The organism is Sporomusa sp. (assembly GCF_035561155.1).
Lineage (GTDB): Bacteria > Bacillota > Negativicutes > Sporomusales > Sporomusaceae > Sporomusa.
The window spans coordinates 1-23,842 of sequence record NZ_DATMYD010000105.1; the positions used below are offsets into that span (position 1 = coordinate 1).

At 47.4% G+C, this 23,842-nt stretch carries 43 protein-coding genes and 1 pseudogene; 43 read left to right on the forward strand and 1 reads right to left on the reverse strand.

Annotated features, from left to right (window positions below):
• From tuf to VN447_RS15155, 40 genes and pseudogenes are all read left to right on the forward strand, one after another.
• A pseudogene (tuf, locus tag VN447_RS14960) lies at window positions 1-199 on the forward strand (elongation factor Tu); the annotation flags it as partial.
• A gap of 154 nt (window positions 200-353) precedes the next feature.
• Complete coding sequence (gene rpsJ / locus VN447_RS14965) at window positions 354-665, forward strand: 30S ribosomal protein S10 (protein ID WP_021168692.1); 312 nt, start codon at window positions 354-356, stop codon at window positions 663-665.
• Window positions 666-679: 14 nt separating this feature from the next.
• Window positions 680-1,321, forward strand: coding sequence for a 50S ribosomal protein L3 (rplC, locus tag VN447_RS14970; protein ID WP_325526149.1), 642 nt, complete (start codon window positions 680-682; stop codon window positions 1,319-1,321).
• A gap of 68 nt (window positions 1,322-1,389) precedes the next feature.
• Window positions 1,390-2,016 (forward strand): 50S ribosomal protein L4, encoded by a 627-nt coding sequence (rplD, locus tag VN447_RS14975; RefSeq protein WP_325526150.1) that lies wholly within the window; start codon window positions 1,390-1,392, stop codon window positions 2,014-2,016.
• On the forward strand, window positions 2,016-2,303 hold the full coding sequence (rplW, locus tag VN447_RS14980; protein ID WP_325526151.1) for a 50S ribosomal protein L23: 288 nt from the start codon (window positions 2,016-2,018) through the stop codon (window positions 2,301-2,303). Before rplD ends, rplW begins: the two co-directional genes overlap by 1 nt.
• 29 nt (window positions 2,304-2,332) lie before the next feature.
• Window positions 2,333-3,157 carry a 50S ribosomal protein L2 gene (gene rplB, locus VN447_RS14985; RefSeq protein ID WP_325526152.1) on the forward strand — a complete coding sequence of 275 codons (825 nt, stop codon included), beginning with the start codon at window positions 2,333-2,335 and terminating at the stop codon, window positions 3,155-3,157.
• A 42-nt stretch (window positions 3,158-3,199) separates the two neighbouring features.
• A complete protein-coding gene (gene rpsS, locus VN447_RS14990; protein ID WP_325526153.1) occupies window positions 3,200-3,481 on the forward strand; it encodes a 30S ribosomal protein S19 in 282 nt (93 codons plus the stop codon).
• Between the two features lie 48 nt (window positions 3,482-3,529).
• Entirely contained in the window at window positions 3,530-3,862 is a 333-nt protein-coding gene (gene rplV / locus VN447_RS14995; protein ID WP_325526154.1) for a 50S ribosomal protein L22, read from the forward strand.
• 25 nt (window positions 3,863-3,887) lie between these two features.
• Window positions 3,888-4,565 (forward strand): 30S ribosomal protein S3, encoded by a 678-nt coding sequence (gene rpsC, locus VN447_RS15000; protein WP_325526155.1) that lies wholly within the window; start codon window positions 3,888-3,890, stop codon window positions 4,563-4,565.
• Window positions 4,565-5,041, forward strand: a complete 477-nt coding sequence (gene rplP / locus VN447_RS15005) for a 50S ribosomal protein L16 (RefSeq protein WP_325526156.1) — start codon at window positions 4,565-4,567, stop codon at window positions 5,039-5,041. Before rpsC ends, rplP begins: the two co-directional genes overlap by 1 nt.
• Window positions 5,031-5,228 (forward strand): 50S ribosomal protein L29, encoded by a 198-nt coding sequence (gene rpmC, locus VN447_RS15010; protein ID WP_144348538.1) that lies wholly within the window; start codon window positions 5,031-5,033, stop codon window positions 5,226-5,228. The genes rplP and rpmC overlap by 11 nt, the downstream gene beginning before the upstream one ends.
• Before the next feature lie 42 nt (window positions 5,229-5,270).
• Window positions 5,271-5,531: a 30S ribosomal protein S17 gene (rpsQ, locus tag VN447_RS15015; protein ID WP_325526157.1), complete on the forward strand. Its 261-nt coding sequence runs from the start codon at window positions 5,271-5,273 to the stop codon at window positions 5,529-5,531.
• A gap of 85 nt (window positions 5,532-5,616) precedes the next feature.
• Entirely contained in the window at window positions 5,617-5,985 is a 369-nt protein-coding gene (rplN, locus tag VN447_RS15020; protein ID WP_325526158.1) for a 50S ribosomal protein L14, read from the forward strand.
• Window positions 5,986-6,003: 18 nt separating this feature from the next.
• Entirely contained in the window at window positions 6,004-6,342 is a 339-nt protein-coding gene (gene rplX / locus VN447_RS15025; protein WP_325526159.1) for a 50S ribosomal protein L24, read from the forward strand.
• 30 nt (window positions 6,343-6,372) lie between these two features.
• Window positions 6,373-6,915 carry a 50S ribosomal protein L5 gene (gene rplE, locus VN447_RS15030; RefSeq protein WP_325526160.1) on the forward strand — a complete coding sequence of 181 codons (543 nt, stop codon included), beginning with the start codon at window positions 6,373-6,375 and terminating at the stop codon, window positions 6,913-6,915.
• 135 nt (window positions 6,916-7,050) lie between these two features.
• Entirely contained in the window at window positions 7,051-7,236 is a 186-nt protein-coding gene (locus tag VN447_RS15035; RefSeq protein WP_075752846.1) for a type Z 30S ribosomal protein S14, read from the forward strand.
• Window positions 7,237-7,269: 33 nt separating this feature from the next.
• Window positions 7,270-7,668, forward strand: coding sequence for a 30S ribosomal protein S8 (rpsH, locus tag VN447_RS15040; RefSeq protein WP_325526161.1), 399 nt, complete (start codon window positions 7,270-7,272; stop codon window positions 7,666-7,668).
• A 23-nt stretch (window positions 7,669-7,691) separates the two neighbouring features.
• Window positions 7,692-8,243, forward strand: a complete 552-nt coding sequence (gene rplF / locus VN447_RS15045) for a 50S ribosomal protein L6 (RefSeq protein WP_325526162.1) — start codon at window positions 7,692-7,694, stop codon at window positions 8,241-8,243.
• Window positions 8,244-8,281: 38 nt separating this feature from the next.
• Window positions 8,282-8,644: a 50S ribosomal protein L18 gene (gene rplR, locus VN447_RS15050; protein ID WP_325526163.1), complete on the forward strand. Its 363-nt coding sequence runs from the start codon at window positions 8,282-8,284 to the stop codon at window positions 8,642-8,644.
• Between the two features lie 17 nt (window positions 8,645-8,661).
• Window positions 8,662-9,162 carry a 30S ribosomal protein S5 gene (gene rpsE / locus VN447_RS15055; protein ID WP_325526164.1) on the forward strand — a complete coding sequence of 167 codons (501 nt, stop codon included), beginning with the start codon at window positions 8,662-8,664 and terminating at the stop codon, window positions 9,160-9,162.
• A 12-nt stretch (window positions 9,163-9,174) separates the two neighbouring features.
• On the forward strand, window positions 9,175-9,360 hold the full coding sequence (rpmD, locus tag VN447_RS15060) for a 50S ribosomal protein L30 (protein ID WP_325526165.1): 186 nt from the start codon (window positions 9,175-9,177) through the stop codon (window positions 9,358-9,360).
• 48 nt (window positions 9,361-9,408) lie between these two features.
• On the forward strand, window positions 9,409-9,849 hold the full coding sequence (gene rplO, locus VN447_RS15065; protein ID WP_325526166.1) for a 50S ribosomal protein L15: 441 nt from the start codon (window positions 9,409-9,411) through the stop codon (window positions 9,847-9,849).
• Entirely contained in the window at window positions 9,850-11,106 is a 1,257-nt protein-coding gene (gene secY / locus VN447_RS15070) for a preprotein translocase subunit SecY (RefSeq protein WP_325526167.1), read from the forward strand.
• A 12-nt stretch (window positions 11,107-11,118) separates the two neighbouring features.
• Window positions 11,119-11,772 carry an adenylate kinase gene (locus tag VN447_RS15075; RefSeq protein WP_325526168.1) on the forward strand — a complete coding sequence of 218 codons (654 nt, stop codon included), beginning with the start codon at window positions 11,119-11,121 and terminating at the stop codon, window positions 11,770-11,772.
• Window positions 11,769-12,515, forward strand: coding sequence for a type I methionyl aminopeptidase (map, locus tag VN447_RS15080; protein WP_325526169.1), 747 nt, complete (start codon window positions 11,769-11,771; stop codon window positions 12,513-12,515). Before VN447_RS15075 ends, map begins: the two co-directional genes overlap by 4 nt.
• A gap of 13 nt (window positions 12,516-12,528) precedes the next feature.
• The gene (locus VN447_RS15085; protein WP_325526170.1) at window positions 12,529-12,813 is read left to right on the forward strand and encodes a KOW domain-containing RNA-binding protein; all 285 of its coding nucleotides are present in this window, start codon (window positions 12,529-12,531) and stop codon (window positions 12,811-12,813) included.
• Window positions 12,814-12,837: 24 nt separating this feature from the next.
• The gene (infA, locus tag VN447_RS15090) at window positions 12,838-13,056 is read left to right on the forward strand and encodes a translation initiation factor IF-1 (protein ID WP_084577080.1); all 219 of its coding nucleotides are present in this window, start codon (window positions 12,838-12,840) and stop codon (window positions 13,054-13,056) included.
• Between the two features lie 90 nt (window positions 13,057-13,146).
• Entirely contained in the window at window positions 13,147-13,260 is a 114-nt protein-coding gene (gene rpmJ, locus VN447_RS15095) for a 50S ribosomal protein L36 (RefSeq protein WP_094607412.1), read from the forward strand.
• A 23-nt stretch (window positions 13,261-13,283) separates the two neighbouring features.
• Window positions 13,284-13,655, forward strand: a complete 372-nt coding sequence (gene rpsM, locus VN447_RS15100; RefSeq protein WP_325526171.1) for a 30S ribosomal protein S13 — start codon at window positions 13,284-13,286, stop codon at window positions 13,653-13,655.
• Window positions 13,656-13,669: 14 nt separating this feature from the next.
• On the forward strand, window positions 13,670-14,062 hold the full coding sequence (gene rpsK / locus VN447_RS15105) for a 30S ribosomal protein S11 (protein WP_325526172.1): 393 nt from the start codon (window positions 13,670-13,672) through the stop codon (window positions 14,060-14,062).
• A gap of 24 nt (window positions 14,063-14,086) precedes the next feature.
• On the forward strand, window positions 14,087-14,719 hold the full coding sequence (gene rpsD / locus VN447_RS15110) for a 30S ribosomal protein S4 (protein WP_325526173.1): 633 nt from the start codon (window positions 14,087-14,089) through the stop codon (window positions 14,717-14,719).
• A gap of 65 nt (window positions 14,720-14,784) precedes the next feature.
• On the forward strand, window positions 14,785-15,744 hold the full coding sequence (locus VN447_RS15115) for a DNA-directed RNA polymerase subunit alpha (RefSeq protein ID WP_325526174.1): 960 nt from the start codon (window positions 14,785-14,787) through the stop codon (window positions 15,742-15,744).
• Between the two features lie 15 nt (window positions 15,745-15,759).
• The gene (rplQ, locus tag VN447_RS15120) at window positions 15,760-16,098 is read left to right on the forward strand and encodes a 50S ribosomal protein L17 (RefSeq protein ID WP_144348557.1); all 339 of its coding nucleotides are present in this window, start codon (window positions 15,760-15,762) and stop codon (window positions 16,096-16,098) included.
• 93 nt (window positions 16,099-16,191) lie between these two features.
• On the forward strand, window positions 16,192-17,022 hold the full coding sequence (locus VN447_RS15125) for an energy-coupling factor transporter ATPase (RefSeq protein WP_325526175.1): 831 nt from the start codon (window positions 16,192-16,194) through the stop codon (window positions 17,020-17,022).
• A complete protein-coding gene (locus tag VN447_RS15130) occupies window positions 17,013-17,882 on the forward strand; it encodes an energy-coupling factor transporter ATPase (RefSeq protein ID WP_325526176.1) in 870 nt (289 codons plus the stop codon). Before VN447_RS15125 ends, VN447_RS15130 begins: the two co-directional genes overlap by 10 nt.
• Window positions 17,872-18,681, forward strand: a complete 810-nt coding sequence (locus VN447_RS15135) for an energy-coupling factor transporter transmembrane component T (RefSeq protein ID WP_325526177.1) — start codon at window positions 17,872-17,874, stop codon at window positions 18,679-18,681. Before VN447_RS15130 ends, VN447_RS15135 begins: the two co-directional genes overlap by 11 nt.
• Entirely contained in the window at window positions 18,678-19,415 is a 738-nt protein-coding gene (truA, locus tag VN447_RS15140) for a tRNA pseudouridine(38-40) synthase TruA (protein WP_325526178.1), read from the forward strand. Before VN447_RS15135 ends, truA begins: the two co-directional genes overlap by 4 nt.
• Before the next feature lie 185 nt (window positions 19,416-19,600).
• On the forward strand, window positions 19,601-20,038 hold the full coding sequence (gene rplM, locus VN447_RS15145) for a 50S ribosomal protein L13 (RefSeq protein ID WP_325526179.1): 438 nt from the start codon (window positions 19,601-19,603) through the stop codon (window positions 20,036-20,038).
• 23 nt (window positions 20,039-20,061) lie between these two features.
• Complete coding sequence (rpsI, locus tag VN447_RS15150; protein WP_325526180.1) at window positions 20,062-20,454, forward strand: 30S ribosomal protein S9; 393 nt, start codon at window positions 20,062-20,064, stop codon at window positions 20,452-20,454.
• 2 nt (window positions 20,455-20,456) lie between these two features.
• Complete coding sequence (locus tag VN447_RS15155) at window positions 20,457-20,774, forward strand: hypothetical protein (protein WP_325526181.1); 318 nt, start codon at window positions 20,457-20,459, stop codon at window positions 20,772-20,774.
• 35 nt (window positions 20,775-20,809) lie between these two features.
• Here the strand turns inward: VN447_RS15155 and VN447_RS15160 are convergent, their stop codons facing one another.
• Entirely contained in the window at window positions 20,810-21,604 is a 795-nt protein-coding gene (locus VN447_RS15160) for a transglycosylase domain-containing protein (protein WP_325526182.1), read from the reverse strand.
• A 104-nt stretch (window positions 21,605-21,708) separates the two neighbouring features.
• Between VN447_RS15160 and VN447_RS15165 the strand changes: the two genes are divergently transcribed.
• Genes VN447_RS15165 through amrA form a run of 3 tightly spaced genes read left to right on the forward strand, consistent with a single transcriptional unit; the run spans window position 21,709 to window position 23,825 of the window.
• Entirely contained in the window at window positions 21,709-22,425 is a 717-nt protein-coding gene (locus VN447_RS15165; protein ID WP_325526183.1) for an N-acetylmuramoyl-L-alanine amidase family protein, read from the forward strand.
• A 39-nt stretch (window positions 22,426-22,464) separates the two neighbouring features.
• Window positions 22,465-23,298: an AmmeMemoRadiSam system protein B gene (gene amrB / locus VN447_RS15170; protein ID WP_325526184.1), complete on the forward strand. Its 834-nt coding sequence runs from the start codon at window positions 22,465-22,467 to the stop codon at window positions 23,296-23,298.
• 11 nt (window positions 23,299-23,309) lie between these two features.
• Complete coding sequence (gene amrA, locus VN447_RS15175) at window positions 23,310-23,825, forward strand: AmmeMemoRadiSam system protein A (RefSeq protein ID WP_325526185.1); 516 nt, start codon at window positions 23,310-23,312, stop codon at window positions 23,823-23,825.
• Window positions 23,826-23,842: the final 17 nt, after the last annotated feature.

The following is a 23,842-nucleotide window of genomic DNA, read 5'->3' on the forward strand; positions in this document are numbered from 1 at the left end:
GCAGTTCTATTTCCGGACAACTGACGTAACCGGAGTTGTCACCCTGCCAGAAGGCGTAGAAATGGTAATGCCTGGCGACAACATTCAAATGAACATTGCGCTTATCACCCCGATTGCTATTGAAGAAGGTCTGCGTTTCGCAATTCGCGAAGGCGGCCGTACTGTTGGCGCCGGTGTTGTTACCGCGATTGTTAAATAATAAAAGCTTTTAATAATATCTGGCAAGGGCGGCTGATGCCGCCTTTTGCCGGGATATTGACCGGCGATGACGTGGAAGGTGGCCCGCACGCGCGGGGAAATTTCCACCGAGAATGTCCGTTCAGAGAAACTGGGCGATAAGGAGGAATAAATAAATGGCTAAACAACAAAAAATCAGAATCCGCCTTAAGGCGTATGACCACAAGGCGCTCGACCAAAGTGCGGCCAAGATTGTCGAAACCGCAAAACGTACTGGCGCCATGGTTTCCGGTCCTATTCCGCTTCCTACAGAGAAAAATATTTTCACTATTCTTCGTTCACCCCATGTCAATAAAGACTCCCGCGAACAATTCGAAATGCGGACACACAAGCGTCTAATTGACATCCTGGAGCCGACTCCCAAGACGGTAGATGCCTTAATGCGTCTCGACTTGCCGGCTGGTGTGGACATTGAAATCAAGCTGTAGGAGGAGGTGCGATAATGGCTAAAGGAATTTTAGGAAAAAAACTGGGTATGACCCAAATCTTTACGGCTGAGGGTAAAGTTATTCCGGTTACTGTTATTGAAGCCGGCCCCAACGTCGTAGTACAAAACAAAACCGTTGAAAATGATGGCTACAATGCAGTGCAGCTTGGGTTTGGCGCTGTCAAAGACAAACATGTCAACAAGCCGTTGAAGGGTCACTTTGCAAAGGCCAACGTCAAACCGGTAAAATTTATCCGTGAACTGCGTCTGCCTGGAGCCTCTGAATATACAGTAGGTCAAGTTCTGAGCGCTGATGTATTCAGCGAAGGCGAACTGATTGATGTAACTGGCACTGCTAAAGGTAAAGGATTTGCCGGCGGCATTAAACGACATAACTTTGCCCGCGGACCTATGGCCCATGGCTCTAAGTCCCATCGCGAACCCGGTACTATTGGTTCCCGGATGAGCGGCGGCGGCGGTAAAGTATTCAAAGGCAAGAAACTTCCCGGTCGTATGGGCGGACAAAAAGTAACCGTTCAACGTCTGCAAGTAGTCCGTGTAGATGTACCCCGCAACCTTCTACTGGTTAAAGGTGCTGTTCCCGGACCTAAAGGTAGTTTTGTAATCGTAAAAAATACAGTAAAACCCACTAAGTAATCGCAGCTTGCGGCCTTACGTTTAAACGTAAAGAGCAGGTTGCGAGCATCGAAAGGAGGATGTGCTATATGCCGAAAGTGGCAGTATATGATATGACCGGCGCAAAGACCGGTGAAATTGAACTTAATGATAGCGTATTTGGCGTAGAAATAAACGAAGCCGTTGTTCATCAGGCAGTTGTTATGCAGCTGGCAAGCCAGCGTCACGGCACTCACGCAACAAAGACCAGATCTATGGTACGCGGTGGCGGCAGAAAACCCTGGAAACAAAAAGGTACCGGCCGGGCACGGGCTGGCAGCATCCGGTCCCCATTATGGGTAGGTGGCGGTGTTGCGTTTGGACCGCATCCGCGCAGCTACAAATTTAGTATGCCTCGCAAAGTTCGTCGTCTGGCGATTAAATCAGCATTAACCGCTAAAGTAAATGATGGTGGCTTGCTGGTTGTCGAAGACATCAACTTTGCTGAACCGAAAACAAAGGATGTCGTTAAACTTCTTGGTAATTTTGAGGCTAGCGATAATAAGGCACTTATTATCACAGTCGATCAAAATGACAATGTCGTAAAGTCATCCCGTAACATTCCTGGCGTTAAAGCTATTAACACCATGGGACTTAATGTATACGACCTGCTTCACCATGATAAGGTGCTGGTAACCAAAGATGCAGTCGCCAAGATTGAGGAGGTGCTGGCATAATGGCAAACCTGCGCGATGTACTCATTAAGCCGTACATTACTGAGAAAACCACCAGTATGATGGCTGACAACAAATATACTTTTATTGTGCCCTTAACAGCCAATAAAGTTGAAATTCGTCAAGCTGTTGAACAAATCTTCAAAGTCAAAGTTCTTGATGTCAATACCCTCCGGGTAATGGGCAAGACTAAGCGCATGGGCAAGCATATCGGCAAACGCCCGGACTTTAAAAAAGCCATTGTAAAACTGGCTCCCGGCGAGCGCATTGAATTCTTTGAAGGTGTATAACCACAATTTCCTAAAAAGGAGGGGCACAAATGCCAGTTAAAAGTTTTAAACCATACGCTCCTGGCAGAAGATTTATGACGGTAGCCGATTTTTCGGATATTACCGCAGATCGTCCCGAGCGTTCTCTGACCGAGCGTCTCCAAAAACACGCCGGTCGTAACCAGCAAGGTCGTTTAACCGTGCGGCATCAAGGCGGCGGACACAAGCGTCTGTACCGTGTTATTGACTTTAAACGCAATAAAGACGGTATTCCCGCAAAAATTGCAACTATTGAATATGATCCTAACCGTTCAGCACGGATTGCCCTCTTAAATTATGCTGACGGCGAAAAACGTTATATTCTAGCTCCTAACGGTCTTAAGGTGGGCGATACCATCATGAGCGGCCCTGAAGCCGATATCAAACCAGGTAACGCTTTAGCACTTAAGAATATCCCGGTAGGTACTCAACTGCACAACATTGAAATGAAAATCGGCAAAGGCGGCCAATTGGTCCGTTCGGCCGGTGCTTCCGCTCAGCTTATGGCTAAAGAAGGCAGCCACGCACTCCTTAGATTGCCATCTGGTGAACTTAGAAAAGTTCATATTAACTGCCGGGCTACTATCGGTCAGGTAGGAAACCTTGAACATGAAAATATCACTATTGGTAAAGCTGGCCGTTCGCGTTGGCTCGGCATTCGTCCTGCTAACCGCGGTGTCGCAATGAACCCGATTGACCATCCGCATGGCGGTGGTGAAGGCCGTTCGCCTATCGGTCGTAAGCATCCGGTTACTCCGTGGGGCAAATGTGCAATGGGTGCTAAAACCCGCAAAAGCAAAGCTTCTGACAAGCTGATTGTTAAGAGACGGAAGTAGTCTCACTGCAATAACGCGAACACACGAAAGGAGGCTATTTAGGTGTCAAGATCAATTAAAAAAGGACCTTATGTGCATGAAAGCCTGCTCAAGAAAATTGATGCGCTTAATGCTAAAAATGATAAAAAAGTTATCAAAACCTGGTCGCGCAGCTCGACGATTCTGCCTACCTTTGTAGGACACACACTGGCTGTTCATGACGGACGCAAACATGTACCGGTATATGTTACCGAAGATATGGTTGGTCACAAACTTGGCGAATTTGCGCCGACCCGGACTTATAAAGGCCACAGCGGCTCTGAACGGTCTACTGGGGTAAGATAACATACGCTTAGCAAAAATCCGGGATTATAGCCGGAAGGGGGTTAAATAATGGAAGCTAAAGCAATCGCCAGACATATTCGCATTGCTCCCCGTAAAATCCGCATAGTTATTGACTTAATTCGCGGCAAAAACGTGGGCGAAGCTTTTGCGATTTTGAAATACACTCCGAAAGTCGGAGCTGAAGTTCTGGAAAAAGTGCTTAAATCAGCTATTGCTAATGCTGAACACAACTACGACCTGAACGTCGATACTCTCTATGTATCACAGGCATTTGTTGATCAGGGTCCGACCTTGAAGCGCATTCACCCGCGGTCACGCGGCCAGGCGTTCAAAATTTTAAAGCGTACCAGCCACGTAACACTGGTTGTTAAAGAAAGATAAGCTAACGACGAAGGAGGGAAATTTAGTGGGTCAAAAAGTTAATCCGCATGGTCTTCGTCTTGGCATTGTAAAAACCTGGGACGCAAAATGGTATGCCGACAAAGATTATGCTAAAAACCTGCATGAAGATATCAAAATGCGTGATATGCTGAAAGAAAAACTTTACACTTCGAATGTGTCGCAGATCATTATTGAGCGTGCGGCCAACCGAGTGAAAGTTACTATTCACACTGCTAAGCCTGGCATGGTGATTGGGCGCGGCGGCAGCGGAATTGAAAATATTAAAAAATGGCTGAAAGAGCTTACCGGCAAGAACATTGAAGTTAACATTGCCGAAATTAAGCAAGCCGAACTTGATGCAACTTTAGTTGCTGAAAACATTGCAGCTCAGCTCGAAAAGCGTATTGCTTTCCGTCGGGCAATGAAGCAATCAGTAACTCGTACAATGCGTATGGGCGCAAAAGGTATTAAAGTAATGGTTGGCGGTCGTTTAGGCGGCGCTGAGATTGCTCGTACTGAAAGCTATCGCGAAGGCAGTATTCCTCTTCACACTTTGCGTGCTGATATTGACTATGGCACTGCTGAAGCTCACACCACCTACGGCCGGATCGGCGTAAAAGTCTGGATTTATAAAGGTGAAGTCCTGCCTGAAGCTAAAAAGACTGTTGTTGCCGCTGCCGCCACTGAAGGGGGCGAGAAATAATGCTGATTCCAAAAAGAGTGAAACACCGCAAACAATTCCGCGGCCGTATGACCGGTAAAGCCACTAAAGGCAATACCGTTTCTCACGGTGAGTTTGGTCTGGTTGCTCTTGAGCCGGCTTGGATTACCAACCGTCAAATCGAAGCAGCCCGTATCGCCATGACCCGTTATATTAAACGGGGCGGTAAAGTTTGGATTAAAATATTCCCGGATAAGCCGATTACTGCTAAGCCTGCTGAAACTCGCATGGGTAGTGGTAAAGGTTCACCGGAGTACTGGGTTGCTGTTGTTAAACCTGGTCGTGTAATGTTTGAAATGGACGGCGTGCCTGAAGAAACAGCTCGTGAAGCTATGCGTCTTGCTGCGCACAAGCTGCCCATTAAAACTAAGTTCGTTACGCGGGAGGAAACCGCGCATTTGGACATGGACGCACCTGGTGTCAATGCTAAAGCGGGTGGTGAAGTAAATGAAGGCTAAAGATATCCGCGATATGAGTGCAGCCGAACTTGAGCAAAATTTTACCAAGCTGAAAGAGGAACTGTTTAACCTGCGGTTCCAACATGCTACCGGCCAATTGGATAACCCTATGCGGATTCCTGCCGTCAAGAAAACAATTGCCCGCATCAAAACTGTTCAGCGTCAACGTGAACTTAAAGCTCAGTAATTTGGGCACTATGTTAGTGAGTATGAAGGGAGGCAATGCAGAGTGACCGTTGAAAGAAACGAGCGCAAGGTCCGTATCGGTAAGGTAGTAAGCGATAAAATGGACAAAACAGTAGTAATCGCGGTTGAGCGTTTAGTACGTCACCCGTTGTATCATAAATCCATTAAACAAACTGTTAAGTTTAAAGCTCATGATGAGAATAACGAAAGCCATATTGGTGATACCGTTAAGATTATGGAAACCCGCCCACTGTCTAAAGAAAAGCGCTGGCGCGTGGTAGAAGTTCTCGAAAGAGCAAGATAGTAATAACCCAAAGGCGAAGTAAGCTTCTAAAGCTCGACTGCTCTTAACCAGGCATCGAGTCACATGAGGAAGGAGGATAAGCACTATGATTCAACAACAGAGTATACTGAATGTTGCTGATAATACCGGCGCAAAGCAAATTATGTGCATCCGCGTACTGGGTGGCTCATACCGCCGCTATGCCAACATTGGCGATGTTATCGTTGCGTCTGTTAAAGACGCTACACCCGGTGGCGTTGTCAAGAAAGGCGATGTAATTAAAGCCGTTGTTGTTCGTTCCAGTAAGGGATTACGTCGTCCGGACGGTTCGTACATCCGGTTTGATGAAAACGCCGCAGTTGTTATTAAAGAAGATAAAAGCCCGAGAGGTACACGGATATTTGGACCTGTAGCCCGCGAACTCAGGGACAAAGATTTCATGAAAATTATCTCACTGGCGCCTGAAGTTATCTAGATTAAGGAGGTGTCCGGAGTGTCCGAAGCCCAAAAATTGCATGTAAAAAAAGGCGATAAAGTAGTTGTACTGTCAGGCAAGGATAAAGGCAAACAAGGCAAAATCGTGGAAGCGTTACCCAAAAAAGGCAAAGTAGTGGTTGAAGGCGTAAACAAAGTAAAACGCCACACTAAACCTAGCCAAAAGGCGCCCCAAGGTGGCATTTTGGTAAAAGAAGCTCCGCTTTCTTCGGCCAAAGTTATGCTGGTATGCCCAGCTTGCAGCAAACCTACCCGCATTAAAAAAGCCCAGCTTGCTAGCGGCACATTTGCACGTGCCTGCAAACATTGCGGCGAAGTTATCGATAAAGACAAGTAAAAACCATCTTCCCTGAAAGGAGGTTAACTTATGGCTACAAGACTTAAAGAAAAATATATAAATGAAGTAACTCAAGCTATGATGGAAAAGTTTGGTTACAAAAACGTCATGGAAATTCCTAAAGTCGAGAAAGTAGTTATCAATATGGGGGTCGGTGAAGCAGTAGGCAACCCCAAGATTCTCGACGCAGCTGTAGGCGATATGACTCTAATCGCCGGTCAAAAACCGGTTATAACCAGAGCCAAAAAATCCATCGCAGCTTTCAAAATCCGTGAGGGTATGCCGATCGGCGCCAAAGTCACTATGCGTGGGGAGCGGATGTATCAATTCCTTGACAAACTCTTCAACATCTCTTTACCCCGGGTGCGTGACTTCCGCGGTGTAAACCCTAAATCCTTTGACGGACGCGGCAACTACACAATGGGTGTTAAAGAACAACTGATTTTCCCCGAAATCGACTACGATAAAGTAGATAAGATTCGTGGCATGGATATCATCATTGTTACCACTGCCAAGACTGATGAAGAAGCTAGGGAACTGTTAAGATTGATGGGTATGCCATTTAGCGCATAACTAAAACTGTCCATTGACGCCCATCTGCGTCGTTGCTCTCAGACTTATGCCAGCGTACCGTCTGTGTACGCGGCGCGGCAGCGTCTTTCGGGTGACCGGTTTACAGTCTACAGTTTACAAAAAGGAGGGAATTCGGTGGCCAAGAAGGCTTTAATTGAGAAATGGAAAAACGAGCCTAAGTTTAAAGTGCGTAAGTACAATCGCTGCAAAATATGTGGTCGTCCACACGGATATATGCGCAAATTTGAAATGTGCCGGATTTGTTTCCGGGAACTGAGCTACAAAGGCGCCATTCCTGGAGTAACAAAGGCAAGCTGGTAGTAGCAGCAACATATAGGAAGGGGGTTCTAAACCATGGTTATGACCGATCCGATTGCCGACATGCTAACTCGCATTCGCAACGCCAATTCGGTTTTTCACGATAAAGTCGAGATTCCAGCATCCAACATCAAGAAAGCCGTAGCACAAATCCTGAAAGACGAAGGTTTTATCAGAGACTACGACACACTTCAAGATGGCAAACAGGGAATGCTTCGGGTAAGCCTAAAATACGGCCCGAACCGCGAAAAAGTAATTACTGGAATTAAGCGCATTTCTAAGCCTGGTCTTCGCGTTTACGCTAAGAAAGAGCAGCTGCCGCGCGTACTGGGTGGCCTCGGAATTGCGATTATCTCGACATCTAAAGGCATTATGTCTGACAAAGCCGCACGTAAAGAAGGTCTCGGCGGCGAAGTAATCGCATACGTTTGGTAGTCTAGTGATACAGGAGGTGCAATATGTCTAGAATTGGTAGGAGTCCCATCACTGTTCCTGCTGGTGTTACCGTAACCATCGGTGATAGCAACGTAGTGACAGTTAAAGGCCCTAAAGGCGAACTGACCCGCCAACTCCATAAAGATATGATTATCGAAATGGAAGGCGATATCATTAACGTCAAACGGCCTACAGATAACAAACAACACCGTTCTCTCCATGGGTTGACCCGTACCCTGGTCAGCAATATGGTAATAGGCGTAACCCAAGGTTTCGCCAAAACTCTGGAGATTGCCGGCGTAGGTTACCGTGCCGCTAAATCCGGACAAAAACTGGCGCTCACATTAGGCTTCTCGCATCCGCTGGAAGTTGAGCCGCCTGCAGGTCTTACAATTGATGTTCCAGCGCCTAACCGCATTGTTGTTTCTGGTATTGATAAAGAAGCTGTCGGTGCACTTGCTGCAAAAATCCGTGGCTATCGCGAACCAGAACCGTATAAAGGCAAAGGCGTTAAGTATGAAGGTGAAGTAGTCCGCCGTAAAGTCGGTAAAGCCGGCGGTAAAGGCAAGAAATAAACTCGTAAGAGGCAATTCAAGCGAAAGGAGTGAACACCTTGCTGCGTAAACCGAGCAAAAACATCGGGCGTCAAAAACGTCAATTAAGAGCCCGGAAAAATCTAATTGGCAGCGTCGAACGCCCTCGTCTCAACGTATTTCGTAGTTTGAAGCATATTTATGCTCAGATTATCAACGATAAAACTGGTACTACTCTTGTAGCGGCTAGCACTTTGGATAAAGAATTACAAGTTGAGTACGGTGGAAACATTGATGCAGCTAAAGCTGTAGGCGAGGCAATCGCCAAGCGGGCCCTCGAAAAAGGAATCACTAAAGTGGTATTTGATCGTGCCGGCTATATATATCACGGCCGCGTTGCCGCCCTGGCTGCTGCTGCACGCGAAGCTGGACTTGAATTCTAAGAAAAGGAGGGAAATTAATGGCCAGAATTGATTACACCGGTCTTGACCTTAAAGAAAAAGTAGTATTCATTAACCGGGTTGCCAAAGTAGTAAAAGGCGGTAGACGCTTTTCCTTCAGCGCCCTGGTAGTTGTCGGCGATGGTAACGGCCATGTCGGTTTCGGCTTAGGAAAAGCGGCTGAAGTACCGGAAGCCATCCGTAAAGGTGTAGAAGACGCTAAGAAAAGCCTGATTAAAGTACCTATTGTCGGCACCACCATTCCTCACCAAATCATGGGTGTGTTTGGCGCTGGCAAAGTGCTGTTAAAGCCTGCTTCCGAAGGTACAGGCGTAATTGCTGGCGGCCCAGCCCGTGCTGTGCTTGAACTTGCTGGCATTCATGACATCCTGACTAAATCGCTTGGTTCATCTAACGCCAACAACATGGTTCGCGCTACAATCGCCGGTCTTAGCCAGCTTAAACGCGCTGAAGAAGTTGCCAGCCTGCGTGGCAAAACCGTTCAAGAACTGTTGGGTTAAGGAGGTAACACAATGGCGAAACTTAAAATTACTTTAACTCGTAGCTTAATTGGTAGACCTGAAGACCAACGTGCAACAGTAGCTGCATTGGGTCTCAAAAAAACCAACAGCTCTGTAGTCAAAGAAGATAGTGCGGTAATCAAAGGTATGGTTCGCAAAGTAGAACACCTTGTTACCGTAGAAACAGTTGCAGAATAAAAATTCTAATGGCAATAGCCAATATACTAGTTCAAGGAGGTGCTGTTAATGAAATTACATGAATTAGCTCCAGCGCCTGGTTCAAAAAAAGTTCGCACCCGTGTAGGCCGCGGCCTTGGTTCCGGTCTTGGTAAAACTGCCGGTAAAGGCCACAAAGGTCAAAATGCTCGTGCAGGCGGCGGTGTGCGTCCAGGTTTTGAAGGCGGCCAAAAGCCCTTGTACTTAAGACTGCCTAAGCGCGGTTTTACCAATAAATTCGCTAAACATTATAGCGAAATTAACGTAGCTGAACTCAACCGCTTTGACAACGGTGCGGTTGTTGATCTTGAAGCTCTGGTAGACGCCGGTGTAGTTAAAAAAGTGCTTGATGGTCTTAGAATCTTAGGCAATGGCGAGCTTACCAAGGCTTTAACCGTTAAAGCCAATGGCTTTACTAAGTCGGCCGCTGAAAAAATTCAGGCAGCCGGCGGTACAGTCGAGGTGATTTAATTGCTGTCACAGCTCTCGAACATTTTAAGGATTACTGAACTGAGGCAGAAGATAGTATTTACCTTGGTCATGTTCTTGATATTCAGGTTGGGCACACACATCCCGGTACCGGGAGTAAACGCCGCCGTTATCGAGCAGCTGTTTACCAGCGGTAATCTGTTTGGGTTGCTAGATCTGTTTTCCGGCGGTGCTCTAAGCAAATTCTCGATATTTGCCATGAGTATAACACCCTACATCAACGCTTCGATTATTATGCAGCTACTTACCGTAGTTGTGCCGAAATTCGAACAGTGGGCCAAAGAAGGCGATGAGGGCCGCAAAAAAATTACCCAAATCACCCGATATGGCACTGTCGTTCTTGGTTTTATCCAGGCGATTGGCATGGCATTCGGTCTGAAAGCAGCAATTATTAACCCTGGTTTTGGCTCGATTCTTATTATTGCGCTTGCCCTGACTGCGGGAACAACCTTCCTCATGTGGCTAGGTGAGCAAATTACCGAAAAAGGCATTGGTAACGGCATTTCGCTTATCATCTTTGCCGGTATCGTATCCAGGCTGCCGGACGGCCTATTTACTATCTTTGAGTATGTAAAAGCCGGAACAATTAACATCTTCAATGTCTTCCTGTTCCTGATCATTGCAGTGGCCATGATTGTGTTTGTTATCGCAATACAGCAAGGCCAGCGCAGGATTCCGGTACAGTATGCCAAACGGGTAGTTGGCCGAAAAATGTATGGCGGCCATTCCACTCATATACCGCTTAAAGTAAATCAAGCGGGCGTTATTCCGATAATCTTTGCGTCATCTGTGCTGATGTTCCCGGTAACTATTGCTCAGTTTATTGATGTACCCTGGGTAAAAACAGTGGCAGGGTGGTTTGCGTGGGGCACGCCGCTACAAACAACGTTGTATGCGCTTCTGATCGTGTTCTTCACGTACTTCTACACTGCGGTTACTATGAACATATCAGATATGGCAGAGAACATGAAAAAACACGGCGGGTTTATCCCGGGCATTAGGCCAGGTAAGCCTACCGCCGATTATTTAGACCGGGTTATGACCAGGATTACCCTAGCGGGATCAATATTCTTGGCCATAATCGCCATACTGCCGAACTTTGTCGCAGCAGCGACCAACCTCCAGGGTGTATATTTCGGTGGTACAGCTCTACTCATAGTAGTGGGCGTGGCTCTGGATACCATGAAGCAAATAGAGGCGCTTGTACTTATGCGTCACTACCAAGGCTTCATGAAGTAGGAGGTAATGGTCATGTTTATTCTGTTAATGGGCCCGCCTGGCGCCGGAAAAGGTACTCAGGCGGCCAAACTGGTAGAAAACTTTAAAATCCCCCATATCTCAACTGGTGATATGTTCCGGGCTGCGGTTAAAGAAGGCACCGAGCTTGGCAAACAGGCTAAAGCCTGCATGGATGCCGGACAATTGGTACCTGACAGTGTAACCATCGGCATTGTAAAAGAGCGTTTGGCCAAAGGCGACTGCAAGCAAGGATTCATCCTTGACGGCTTTCCCCGCACCATCGCTCAGGCAGAGGCCCTTGACCGCACGCTGGCCGAACTTACCATCAAACTTGATCGGGTTGTCAATATTACTGCTCCGGGATCCGAGCTGGTCGGCCGTATGACTGGACGACGGATTTGCAAAAGCTGCGGCGCTACTTATCATGTATCCTTCAACGCTCCTAAAAAAAGCGGTGTCTGTGATAAGTGCAGCGGTGAGCTGTATCAGCGTGATGATGACAGGGAAGAAACAGTAATTAACCGCCTGTCGGTTTATCAAACCCAAACCCAGCCTCTGATTGAGTACTATCAGGACAAAGGTTTGTATACCGAAATCAACGGTCTGCAGCCTATCGATGATGTCCTGCAAGACATTGTCAATAGCCTGAGAGGCGGGCAAGTATGATAATATTAAAATCACAAAGGGAATTAAACTACCTGCGTGATGCCGGGCGGATAGTGGCTGAAACGCTTAATGAAGTAAAAAAAGCGGTAAAACCTGACGTCACTACACTGGAACTTGACAGGATTGCTGAACAGTACATTAAAAGCAAAGGTGCAGTGCCGGCCTTCAAAGGCTATCACGGCTTCCCTGGCAACATTTGTGCCTCGGTTAATGAAGAGGTAGTACATGGCATTCCTGGATTAAAAAGGTTGAAAAATGGAGATAATGTAAGTATTGACATTGGCGCCATCATTAACGGCTATTGCGGCGATGCCGCGATTACCGTGCCGGTTGGCGAAGTTGATGCCGAAGTTGAGAAACTTATCGAAGTTACCGAACAGTCGCTATATAAAGGGATTGAGAAAGCTATCGCAGGAAGTCGTTTAGGCGACGTATCTCATAGCATTCAAGCCTACGCTGAGGAGCATGGTTATGGTGTAGTGCGTGATTTCGTCGGGCATGGCATTGGCAGAAACATGCACGAAGATCCGCAAATACCTAACTATGGGCTACCCGGACGCGGCCCGCGATTAAAATCTGGTATGACATTAGCAATAGAGCCTATGATTAACGCAGGGACTCATGAGGTTAAGACCTTGAGCGACAACTGGACAGTAGTGACTGCTGACGGCAAGCGTTCGGCTCATTTTGAACACACAATTGCCATCACGGCCGATGGTCCGGAAATATTAACAAAACTATAGGAGGAGACGGCTTGTGCCAGATGGAACTATTAACCCAGGGCACATTGTGATATCATCAGCAGGACGTGATGCTGGCCACGCTTATGTGGTAGTAGGGTGGTATAAGCCGCAAACTCTTCTGGTAGCTGACGGACGCGGACGTAAGGTCGTGAGTCCTAAGAAAAAGAACGTTAAGCACGTAAAAAGGCATTCTATTGCTAACGATGTGGCGGAAGCTTTAGCCGGCGGTATTAAAACCTCCGATGAAGAAATCCGTCAGGCCCTCGCCCACATCGAAGGTGCCCAGATAAGCTGTTAAAAGCGGACGAGGAGGGAATAGCTCATGTCCAAGCAAGATGTAATTGAAGTAGAAGGTACGGTCATTGAGGCACTGCCTAATGCCATGTTCCAGGTAAAACTGGAAAACGGTCATATAGTACTGGCTCATGTATCAGGTAAAATCCGTATGAATTTTATTCGGATTTTGCCCGGTGATAAAGTTACGATTGAACTTACACCGTATGATTTAAAACGCGGCCGTATTACCTATAGGTTTAAATAGCTTGTGTTCGTGGGTTCGTAAGTTCGTTAGTCAAGTCGATGAGCGAACGCGGACTGGCGGACGGCGGACGCACGATAAGGAGGTTTAATTATGAAAGTAAGGCCATCGGTTAAGCCTATATGTGAAAAATGCAAAGTCATTAAACGACATGGCAGAGTAATGGTGATTTGTGAAAATCCCAAACATAAACAAAAACAAGGCTAAAAATAAAGGGGGTGGATTAAACCATGGCACGTATTGCCGGTGTAGACTTACCGCGTGACAAACGCATTGAAATTGCTTTAACATATATTTTTGGTATTGGTCTTACAATATCCAAAGAAATCCTCGCTAAGACCGGGATCAATCCTGATACCCGTACACGGGATTTAACTGAGGAAGAAGTTGCCAAACTACGCGAAAGCATCGATAAAAACTATCGCGTCGAAGGCGACCTTCGTCGTGAAGAAGCTTTAAACATTAAGCGGCTCATTGAGATCGGCTCTTACCGGGGCAAGCGGCACCGCATGGGTCTGCCTGTACGCGGTCAGCGTACCAAGACCAATGCTCGTACCCGCAAAGGCCCGAAAAAGACTGTTGGCGCGAAGAAGAAGAAGTAAAGGAGGGATAACCATTGGTTGCTAAGAAAGTTGCCAGACCTAAACGTAAAGAGCGTAAGAATATAGAGCATGGTGTTGCTCACATCCGTTCCACTTTCAACAACACTATCGTAACCATCACTGATACTAGAGGCAATGCTTTATCTTGGGCTAGCGCCGGTGGCCTCGGCTTCAGAGGCTCGCGCAAAAGCACCCCGTTTGCTGCCCAAATGGCTGCCGAAACTGCTGCTAAAGCTGCTATGGAACATGGTCTTAAACAAATCGAAGTATTTGTTAAAGGCCCTGGTGCCGGCCGCGAAGCTGCTATCCGTTCACTTCAGGCCGCAGGCCTTGAAGTTAATATGATTAAAGACGTAACACCCATTCCGCATAATGGATGCCGTCCGCCGAAAAGAAGAAGAGTTTAGGGAATTGGGAGGTGTTTGGTAAGAATGGCTAAATATACAGGTCCTGTTTGCAGATTATGCCGCCGTGAAGGTTCAAAACTGTACCTTAAAGGCGATAGATGCTATAGCGATAAATGCTCCTTTACAGAGCGCGGTTTTGCTCCCGGTCAGCATGGCGCCGGTCAAACCCGTAAAAAAGTTTCTGAATATGGCATTCAGCTCCGGGAAAAACAAAAAACCCGTCGTATCTACGGCGTGCTTGAGCGTCAATTCCGGAACTACTTTGAAAAAGCTGAACGCCAAAAAGGCATCACCGGCGTAAACCTTTTGATTATGCTGGAAAGAAGACTTGACAATGTTGTTTACCGCATGGGGCTGGCCGAAAGCCGCAACCAAGCAAGACAACTAGTACGTCACGGCTTAGTTAATGTTAACGGCCGTCGCGTAAATATTCCTTCCTTCCTGGTAAAAGCTGACGACGTTGTTGCGGTACGGGAAGAAAGCAAAGAATCACCAATTATGAAGAAAATCGCTGAATCTCTTGGTCATAAGCAAGCTCCAGCTTGGATCGAACTTACGGCTGCCGATATGAGCGGTAAAGTTATGCGCTACCCCACCCGGGAGGAAATTGATATTCCTATCCAGGAACATCTAATTGTAGAATTGTACTCGAGATAATCTGCCCTCAACCGTGGCGATGGCGTAACTTAAGAGTTTGCGCAAATGAGGAGGGTTTTTTCCGGATGATTGAAATCGAAAAACCGAAAATCGAAATAGTGGAAGTAAGTGAAGACAACCGTTACGGCAAATTCGTATGGGAACCACTTGACCGGGGCTTTGGCATTACGCTGGGCAACAGTTTAAGAAGGGTGCTTTTATCGTCATTGCCTGGAGCAGCTGTAACTTCAGTGAAAATTGATGGTGTTCTTCACGAATTTGCCACTATTCCCGGTGTTCGGGAGGACGTCACCGACATTATTCTAAACCTAAAAGAACTGTGTCTGAAAATGCATAGTGACGAGCCAAAAGTTTTACTGGTTGAAGCGTTTGAAGAAGGCGAAGTCACTGCAGGCGATATCAGAGCCGACGCCGATATTGACATCTTGAACGAAGACCTCCACCTGGCGACAGTTGGCGCTGGTGGTAAGCTCCGCATGGAAATCATGGTGGAAAAAGGCAAAGGTTATGTACCGGCTGACAAAAACAAAAAACCCGACCATGTAATCGGGATTATTCCTATTGACTCCATCTTCTCGCCCATTGTACGCGTCAACTATAACGTAACCGATACGCGTGTCGGTAACGTAACCAACTATGATAAGCTGACATTGGAAGTATGGACAGATGGCAGTATGCGTCCCGAAGAAGCGGTCAGCAAAGCTGCTGGCATTATGGTGTCGCACCTGAAATTGTTTCAAAATATTGCCGGAGAACCTCCTGAAGAGGATGAGGGTCAGGGTTTAGTATCTGAAGAACCTGCAGAAGGTAAGAACAGGACAATGGAAATGACCATTGAAGACCTGGACCTTTCCGTACGTTCTTACAATTGTTTAAAGCGAGCCGGAATCAACACAGTCGCTGAGCTTGTCCAAAAGAGCGAAGAAGATATGATGAAAGTTCGCAACTTAGGCCGCAAGTCACTGGAAGAAGTTAAGAAGAAGATCGTTGAAATGGGTCTTGCACTTGCGGAACACGAAGAGTAAAGGGAGGGAAGAGTTATGGCCTACAGAAAGTTAGGACGGGATACTAGTGCTCGCAAAGCACTGTTTCGCAGTATGTTGACTTCCTTCTTTGCATATGAGCGTATTGAAACCACTGAAGCTAAGGCGAAAGAAATCAGCGGCCTTGCCGATAAAATGATTACTTTGGCCAAGCGGGGCGACCTGCATGCCCGCCGCCAAGTGTTATCAAGCCTCTACGACGAAGAAGTTGTGACAAAGCTGTTTGACGTAATTGCTCCGAAATATGCCGAGCGTCAAGGCGGTTATACCCGGGTGCTTAAACTGGGACCGCGCCGGGGCGATGCTGCTCCTATGGCGATTATCGAATTAGTGTAACAGGTTTAAAGACAAGGGCGACCCGGCGGGTCGCCTTTATTCTTACAATAGCAGCCGATTGTATTATTGGTAAAGGGGTGTACAAACCTCACTATGGGAGAACTTATTAAGCTTGAAAACTTGCGCCATACCTATCAGGGTTATGAAGGCCAGGAGGTTATTGCGCTTACTGATATTAACCTGACTGTCAGTCAGGGGGAATTTGTCGCCATTATTGGCACCAACGGTTCGGGCAAATCAACATTAGCTAAACACCTCAATGCGCTCATTCTGCCGACAGGTGGAAAGTGCCTGGTAGGTGGCCTGGATACAGCTGACCCTGCTAAGATTTGGGACATACGTCAGCAGGTTGGCATGGTATTTCAAAACCCGGATAACCAGATCGTGGCTGCTATCGTTGAAGAAGACGTAGCCTTTGGGCCGGAAAACCTGGGGGTAGCCCCTGCTGAAATTTCCCGGCGAGTAACCGAAGCGTTAGCACTTGTCAATATGTCCGATTACCGGCACCACGGCCCGCATCTCTTGTCTGGCGGACAAAAACAGCGGGTGGCCATTGCCGGTGTACTGGCTATGCGCCCCAAGTGCCTGGTTCTTGACGAACCGACTGCCATGCTTGATCCCCGCGGGCGTAAAGAAGTACTTGATACCGTTTCCCTACTAAACAAGGAAGGGATTACTGTTGTCTATATTACGCATTTCATGGAAGAAGCTGTTGCCGCCCACCGAGTAGTGGTGATGGAACAAGGGCGCATTGTTATGCAGGGAACGCCTGCTGAGATTTTTAGCCAGGTGGACAAGCTAAAAACTATGGGCCTTGATGTTCCTGCTGCTGCTGAAGTGGCCGCTTGCCTGCGCCACCAGGGCCTGGAACTGGAAAACGATATAATAAGTGATGAACAACTGGTGGTGGCTCTATGTCCATAATATTTGACAATGTTACCTACACCTATATGCCAGATACTCCCTATCAGCGGACAGCCATACAAAATATCAACCTCACAATAAATAAAGGCGAATTTATTGGAATCATTGGTCACACTGGTTCAGGGAAATCTACGCTGGTTCAGCATATGAACGGCCTTATTTCACCTACCTCTGGCCAAGTAACCGTAGATGGCGCAGACTTAAAGGCTAAGACAGAAGCTGCCCGGAACGCACGACGGCGGGTAGGGATGGTTTTCCAATACCCTGAACATCAATTATTTGAAGAAAGCATCTATGAGGATATCGCTTTTGGTCCTAAAAATTTAGGAGTCCCAGAAACAGAGCTTGAGAGCCGTGTACGCCGGGCCATGGACTTTGTCGGTCTTGATTACGAAATGTTTAAAGACCGCTCCCCCTTTAACCTAAGCGGCGGCCAGATGCGACGGGTTGCTATCGCCGGTGTGATTGCCCTTGAACCCGATTATTTAGCTCTCGATGAGCCTGCTGCCGGACTTGACCCCCGGGGTCGTGACGAAATCTTTGGCCAGATTGTCAAGCTGCATCAGACAACCGGGATTACCGTCATTTTAGTATCGCATAATATGGAAGATGTCGCCCGGTTTGCCAGCCGAGTTTTGGTTATGAATGGCGGTCAAATCAGCCTTGACGGTACGCCCAGAGACATTTTCGGCAGTGGTCGTCAAGAGCTTAGAGAGGCTGGCGTGGATGTGCCGCCACTGACTGCGCTTATTGACACGCTCCAAGCGAAAGGCTTACCGATTACCAATACCGCGATGACGGCAGAGGCCGCGGCTGTGGAAATTATAGAAGCTGTTAGGGGGCGAAAGAATGCTAACTGATATTACACTGGGGCAGTACTTTCCAGGTCGCTCGCCGATACATCTCCTTGACCCCCGCACCAAGATACTGGGTGTTATTGTCTATATCAGTACCATTTTTTTAGCCGAAGATTACCTGGCCTATGGCATACTGGCCGCCTTTGCTGCTATGGCTGTTGGGATATCAGGAATTCCGGCCAAGATGGTAGTCAGGTCAATAAAACCTTTGTGGATAATTATCGTCTTGACACTTGCCATTCATATCTTTAGTACGCCAGGAACCGTCCTCTATAATTTAGGACCACTGTCAATTACTAAAGAAGGGATTCACATGGGCATACTCATGTCCCTAAGGCTGGCGCTTCTCATTGCGGTATCCTCGCTATTAACCTTTACCACCTCACCCATTGCTTTGACAGATGGTATTGAGCGGTTGCTAAATCCCTTTCGACGGCTCGGGGTTCCGGCACATGAACTTGCTATGATGATGACCATTGCTCTCAGATTTATTCCTACACTGTTAGAAGAAGCCGACCGGATTATGAAAGCACAGATGGCCCGGGGGGCAGATTTTGCTTCAGGCAATATTCTAAGCAGAGCTAAAAACATGGTGCCGCTGTTGGTGCCACTGTTTATCAGCGCTTTCCGCCGGGCTGACGAGCTTGCCGTGGCCATGGAAGCAAGATGCTACCGGGGTGGTGAAAACCGTACCCGGATGAAAGAACTAAAACTAGGCGTACAGGATATGCTTGCTGCTGTTACCTTTGCGGTATTAATTGTGGTGTTAGTAATTGTGAGGGCATATAAAATAACAGTATGAGAAACATTAAACTGATACTGGCCTATGATGGGTCCGCCTATCATGGTTACCAACGCCAAGCCAATGCCATGACCATTCAACAGCTAGTAGAAGAGCGGCTGGGCAAAATTTTTGGCCACTCGATTAAGCTTAACGGATCAGCACGCACCGACGCAGGGGTACATGCCTACGGCCAGGTCGTTAACTTCTTTACAGAAGGCACGATACCGGCAGAACGCATTGCCTTGGCGACCAAAGGGCTGCTGCCGCCTGATATTGTTATTGTCGGTGCCAGCGAAGAGTCGCCGGAATTTCATGCACGGCGCTCAGCGCAGAGTAAAATTTATCGCTACAGGCTCTTAAACGCCCGCCTGGCAAATCCGTTTGAGCGGAATTACACGTGGCATTGTACCGCTAAACTTGATACAGCACTGATGCATGAAGCTGCGCAAGCCGTTGTCGGCACCCATGACTTTTCTGCTTTTCGCGCTACAGGCGGTGCGCCGGTAAGCCCTGTACGCACGATTATGTCGGCTACTTGCCGTGAGGTGGGTAATTCCATAGTCGAGCTCGAATTTTGGGGAACAGGTTTCTTGTACCATATGGTGCGCAACCTGGTGGGAACGCTTGTAAAGGTTGGTCAGCACCGTCTGACGCCTGACGGCTTTGCCGCCATATTGGCAGGACGTGACCGCCGCGCAGCAGGTATGACTGCACCTCCACAAGGCTTATTTCTAGTAGAGGTTAAGTACTGATCAGTGGATTGTCCAAAATATTTTCGATCTGGCAAGGCATAACGCTTGACATCCTTTATCTAATTTATTACAATAGCTTTATGAGATTTTTGCCATGGCTTCCATTAGCCCCGGAATTCAAGGTTAATAATCACAACTTGTCTCTCATGATTTTAGTCCTTTAGCTTGTACGAGGAGGATAGACAATGAAAACTTTTATGGCAAACCCGGCCGACATCCAGCGTAAATGGTATGTTGTGGATGCCGAGGGACAAACCCTTGGTAGATTGGCCGTTGAAGTCGCGAAAGTTCTTCGCGGCAAAAATAAACCGACCTTTACTCCCCATGTTGATACCGGCGACCATGTAATTGTGGTTAACGCTGATAAAATTGTATTAACTGGTAAGAAACTAGAACAAAAAACCTATTTCCGTCATTCCGGCTATCCGGGTGGCACTACCTTCACCCCGGCTGGCAAAATGCTGGCCGACAAGCCTCAGCGTGTTGTTGAGATGGCCGTTAAAGGCATGCTTCCTAAGAACACTCTTGGCCGTCAAATGTACCGTAAACTGAATGTTTACGCTGGCCCTAACCATCCGCATTCCGCTCAACAGCCGGAAGTGCTGGAACTTAATATTAGGTAATACCGGAAAGGAGGAACATATACATGGCATTGGTTACTTACTACGGCACAGGCCGCAGAAAAACCTCGGTTGCCAGAGTTCGTCTGGTTCCGGGAGAAGGCAAGATCCTCGTTAACGAACGTCCGCTTAACGAATATTTTGGCTTGAAAACTCTTGAGCTTATTGTGACTCAACCGCTTAACATTACCGACACTGTCGGCAAATATGATGTTCTGGCAAAAGTTGAGGGAGGCGGCGTATCTGGTCAAGCTGGCGCAGTCCGTCACGGAATTTCCCGCGCACTCTTAAAAGTTGACGGTGAATTCCGCCCAGCTCTTAAGAAAGCTGGTCTCTTAACTCGTGACCCGCGCGAAAAAGAGCGTCGTAAATACGGCCTCAAGAAAGCCCGTAAAGCTTCTCAGTTCTCCAAACGTTAATATTGTTTTGCAACAGAACCGCCAGAGATATCTGGCGGTTTTTTTATTGCCTCGCCTCGCGTGAGAATTTCGTTTTCGTTGCTTATTCTTGTTTATGGCAGGACATTCTCGACTTACTGCGGGGGCTGCCTGTTGTTGACGGCCGTATTGACCGCTTCAAAGCGGTTGAAGCGTATGACGTTGTCAGTAAAATATGTGACGACTGCCGTCAGCAGGACCACGACGAGTTCTGTGCAATTAATATTACGCTGACGGCGCTTGGTACATTAGTCTATGGACCTACCTTTAAAACCGAAAAGGATAAACAGATCGCAATGTAAAAGGGTCCGGCCTATGCCGGACCCTTTACACATTCTTATTTAGCTAAAAGTATGGGGGTTAGTTTAGCCTCTTGCGCTTGAGCAGGGCCGATATAACTGTGGCGTGCCATAGCAGCGAGCACAACAGCCTGGCGCTGTTTAGCAGCCGCAAAGTCAACATAGGGAGATGTAAGTGAGGGGGCATTAGGCAGCCCTGCCAATAGCGCGCATTCGGCCAGATTAAGATGAAAGGGAGGTTTACCAAAATAAATGGTTGAGGCCTCTCCGATCCCATAAGCCCCGGAACCGAAATAAATGGTATTTAGATACATCTCAAGAATTTCTTCTTTGGAATAACGAAGCTCGATATCGATTGCCAGTATAACCTCTTCCAGTTTACGGCTAAGAGTACGTTCCTGTGTTAAAAATAAGTTTTTAATAAGCTGCTGGGTAATAGTGCTGCCGCCTTCGGCAAAAGAGCCTGTTTGCACATTGACTAAGGTTGCCCGCAGGATCCCCTCAATGTCAAACCCCATATGCTGATAAAAGCGGCTGTCTTCGACAGCGATGATAGCCTGCTGCAGGGCCAGTGGGGTATCATTCAGGCCAATATACCTTTTTTTATCTAATTTAGCGCCAATCGCACTTTTAAGAAAGATGATCCGGTGGACTCGCTCCCACACACCTGTAACGCTAGACACTGTGTCAGCAGCCCCGGCAGGAAGTACCGTAGTTTTGGGTATGGCCGAACGAAGGACTAAGTCGCCGCCGGCCCACAAAAAGGCTATAGTAAATACAATTAATAATAGTGCTAAAAGTCGACCTGTTCGTACACGTTTAATGTTCAACATTTCACCTCCTACAGAGTAGCGCTTACCTATATTTTAGCATTTAATTGGGCAATAGAGAATACAGTGTAAGTAGCAAAGGCGTTGAAAGAGGGGCAGGGGATAACATGCGGATAGTGGTGGTGCCACGGCGGAGACTATTAAGTGCGGTGGTTTTCAGCATTGCGGTAGTAGTGTTAAACCTCCTGACACTGCGGTATCTGGTGTTGGATGATATTGAAAATGCTAACCTGTCAGTACTTGCCGGTAAGACTGTTGCCATTGATGCAGGGCATGGCGGGATTGACGATGGTGCGAAATGGAATGGTGTCGATGAAAAGGACATTAATCTCGCTATTGCCGGAAAATTAGCCGGAATTTTGGCGGCAAACGGGGCGACAACTGTACTTACCCGGGAAGGTGATATTGATTATTACACCAAGGGTAAAGGCGGTAAGCGCAATGACCTGTTAAAACGTGCCGAAATTATTGAAAGCTCTGGAGCAAATGTTTTTGTCAGCATTCATTGCAATGCCATCAAAGGCGGTAATTGGTCAGGCGCTCAGGTCTTTTACCATCCTAAGCTTCAGGAGAACAGACAGTTAGCAGAGAGTATGCAGCATGCATTAAAAAATTTCCCTCCTGGCAACAAACGCCAAGTCAAGCAGGATTCTGAACTTATTATATTGAAATCTGTAAGTGTGCCAGGTGTACTCGTTGAAGCCGGTTTTATCAGCAATCCGGAAGAGGCAGCACGCCTTAACAGCGATGCTTACCAGCAAAAATTGGCCGAGTATATCGCCAAAGCATTGGCGTATCATTTCAGCCAGAATGTGGGAAGATAGAAACGCGGAAACGCACCACTAACTCAAGGGAGCGATTATATGGAAAACTTGATTGGCTGTGCGCTCATGCCGCATCCGCCGCTCATGATCCCAGAAGTGGGAAAAGACGAACTAAACACAATTAAAACTACAGTTGAAACCGCGAATCAAGTCGCCGAGCTGTTAAAGGAAAGCAATCCTCAGACCGTTGTAATTATTAGTCCGCATGGACCGGTATTTGATGATTCGGTTACGGTTAGCATTCATCCCCGCCTGCGGGGCAGTATGGCCAATTTTGGTGCAGCTGATGTAACCCTTGGCTTTGAGACTGACAATTTATTAATAAAGAATATAATCCGTAACTGCCAGCGGCTTGGTATTAATTTATTAGAACTAACTGACGATGTGGCGAAAAATTATCGAACCTCCCTAACTCTTGACCATGGCGCGTTTGTACCGCTCTATTATCTTTCTAAAGCCGGGTTTAAAGGTCAGATTGTCAATTTGTCGATGGGCATGCTGGCCTATGAGGAGATGTATACCTTTGGTAAAGCGGTTCAGGCGGCTATTGGCAGTATGGACAAACGCGTGGCTGTTATCGCATCAGGCGATTTGTCGCATCGTCTGACACCTGATGCCCCGGCCGGTTATAATCCGCGCGGCGCTGAGTTTGACAGCCAGGTAGTGGAAGCTCTCAAAAACGCTGATGTCAAAGCATTACTTAAGATGGATAGAAATTTGATTGATGAGGCCGGAGAATGTGGCCTCCGGCCAATTTTCTTTCTTATGGGCGCTATGGGCGGACTTGATGTAGAGGTAGTCAAGGTTTCTTATGAAGGGCCATTTGGCGTTGGATATGCTGTTGCTCTTTATAAAATCAAAGGTAAGAAATAGGAGGCTTTAGCATGAGTGGACAAGGTACAGCGCGAGCTCTTGCCCTGGAAAGTCTTACATATTACCTGCAACATGGCCGGCTTATGGACAAACCTGCTGAACTGCCGGACGTGTTACTAGGACAAGCCGGGGCGTTTGTTTCTTTTAAAAAAGGCGGCCATTTGCGCGGCTGCATCGGTACCTTTGCTCCTACCCGGCCAACAATCGCGGAGGAGATTATTCAAAACGCCGTAAGTGCTGGGACGGAAGATCCGCGTTTTCCGCCAATTGGACTGGCAGAGCTCTCTGAACTCGAAATCTCAGTGGACGTACTGGAAGCGCCTGAACAGATATACAGCCTGGATGAGCTTGACCCCAAAAAATATGGTGTCATTGTGCGCAACGGCCGGCGTTCCGGACTTCTTCTGCCTGACCTTGAGGGAGTAGATACGGCCACCGAGCAGGTGGAGATCGCTATGGAAAAAGCCGGTATCCGCCCAGATGAAGAGATTGATTTATATCGTTTTACCGTGACGAGGTATAAATAATCTAAAGCAGGTGAACA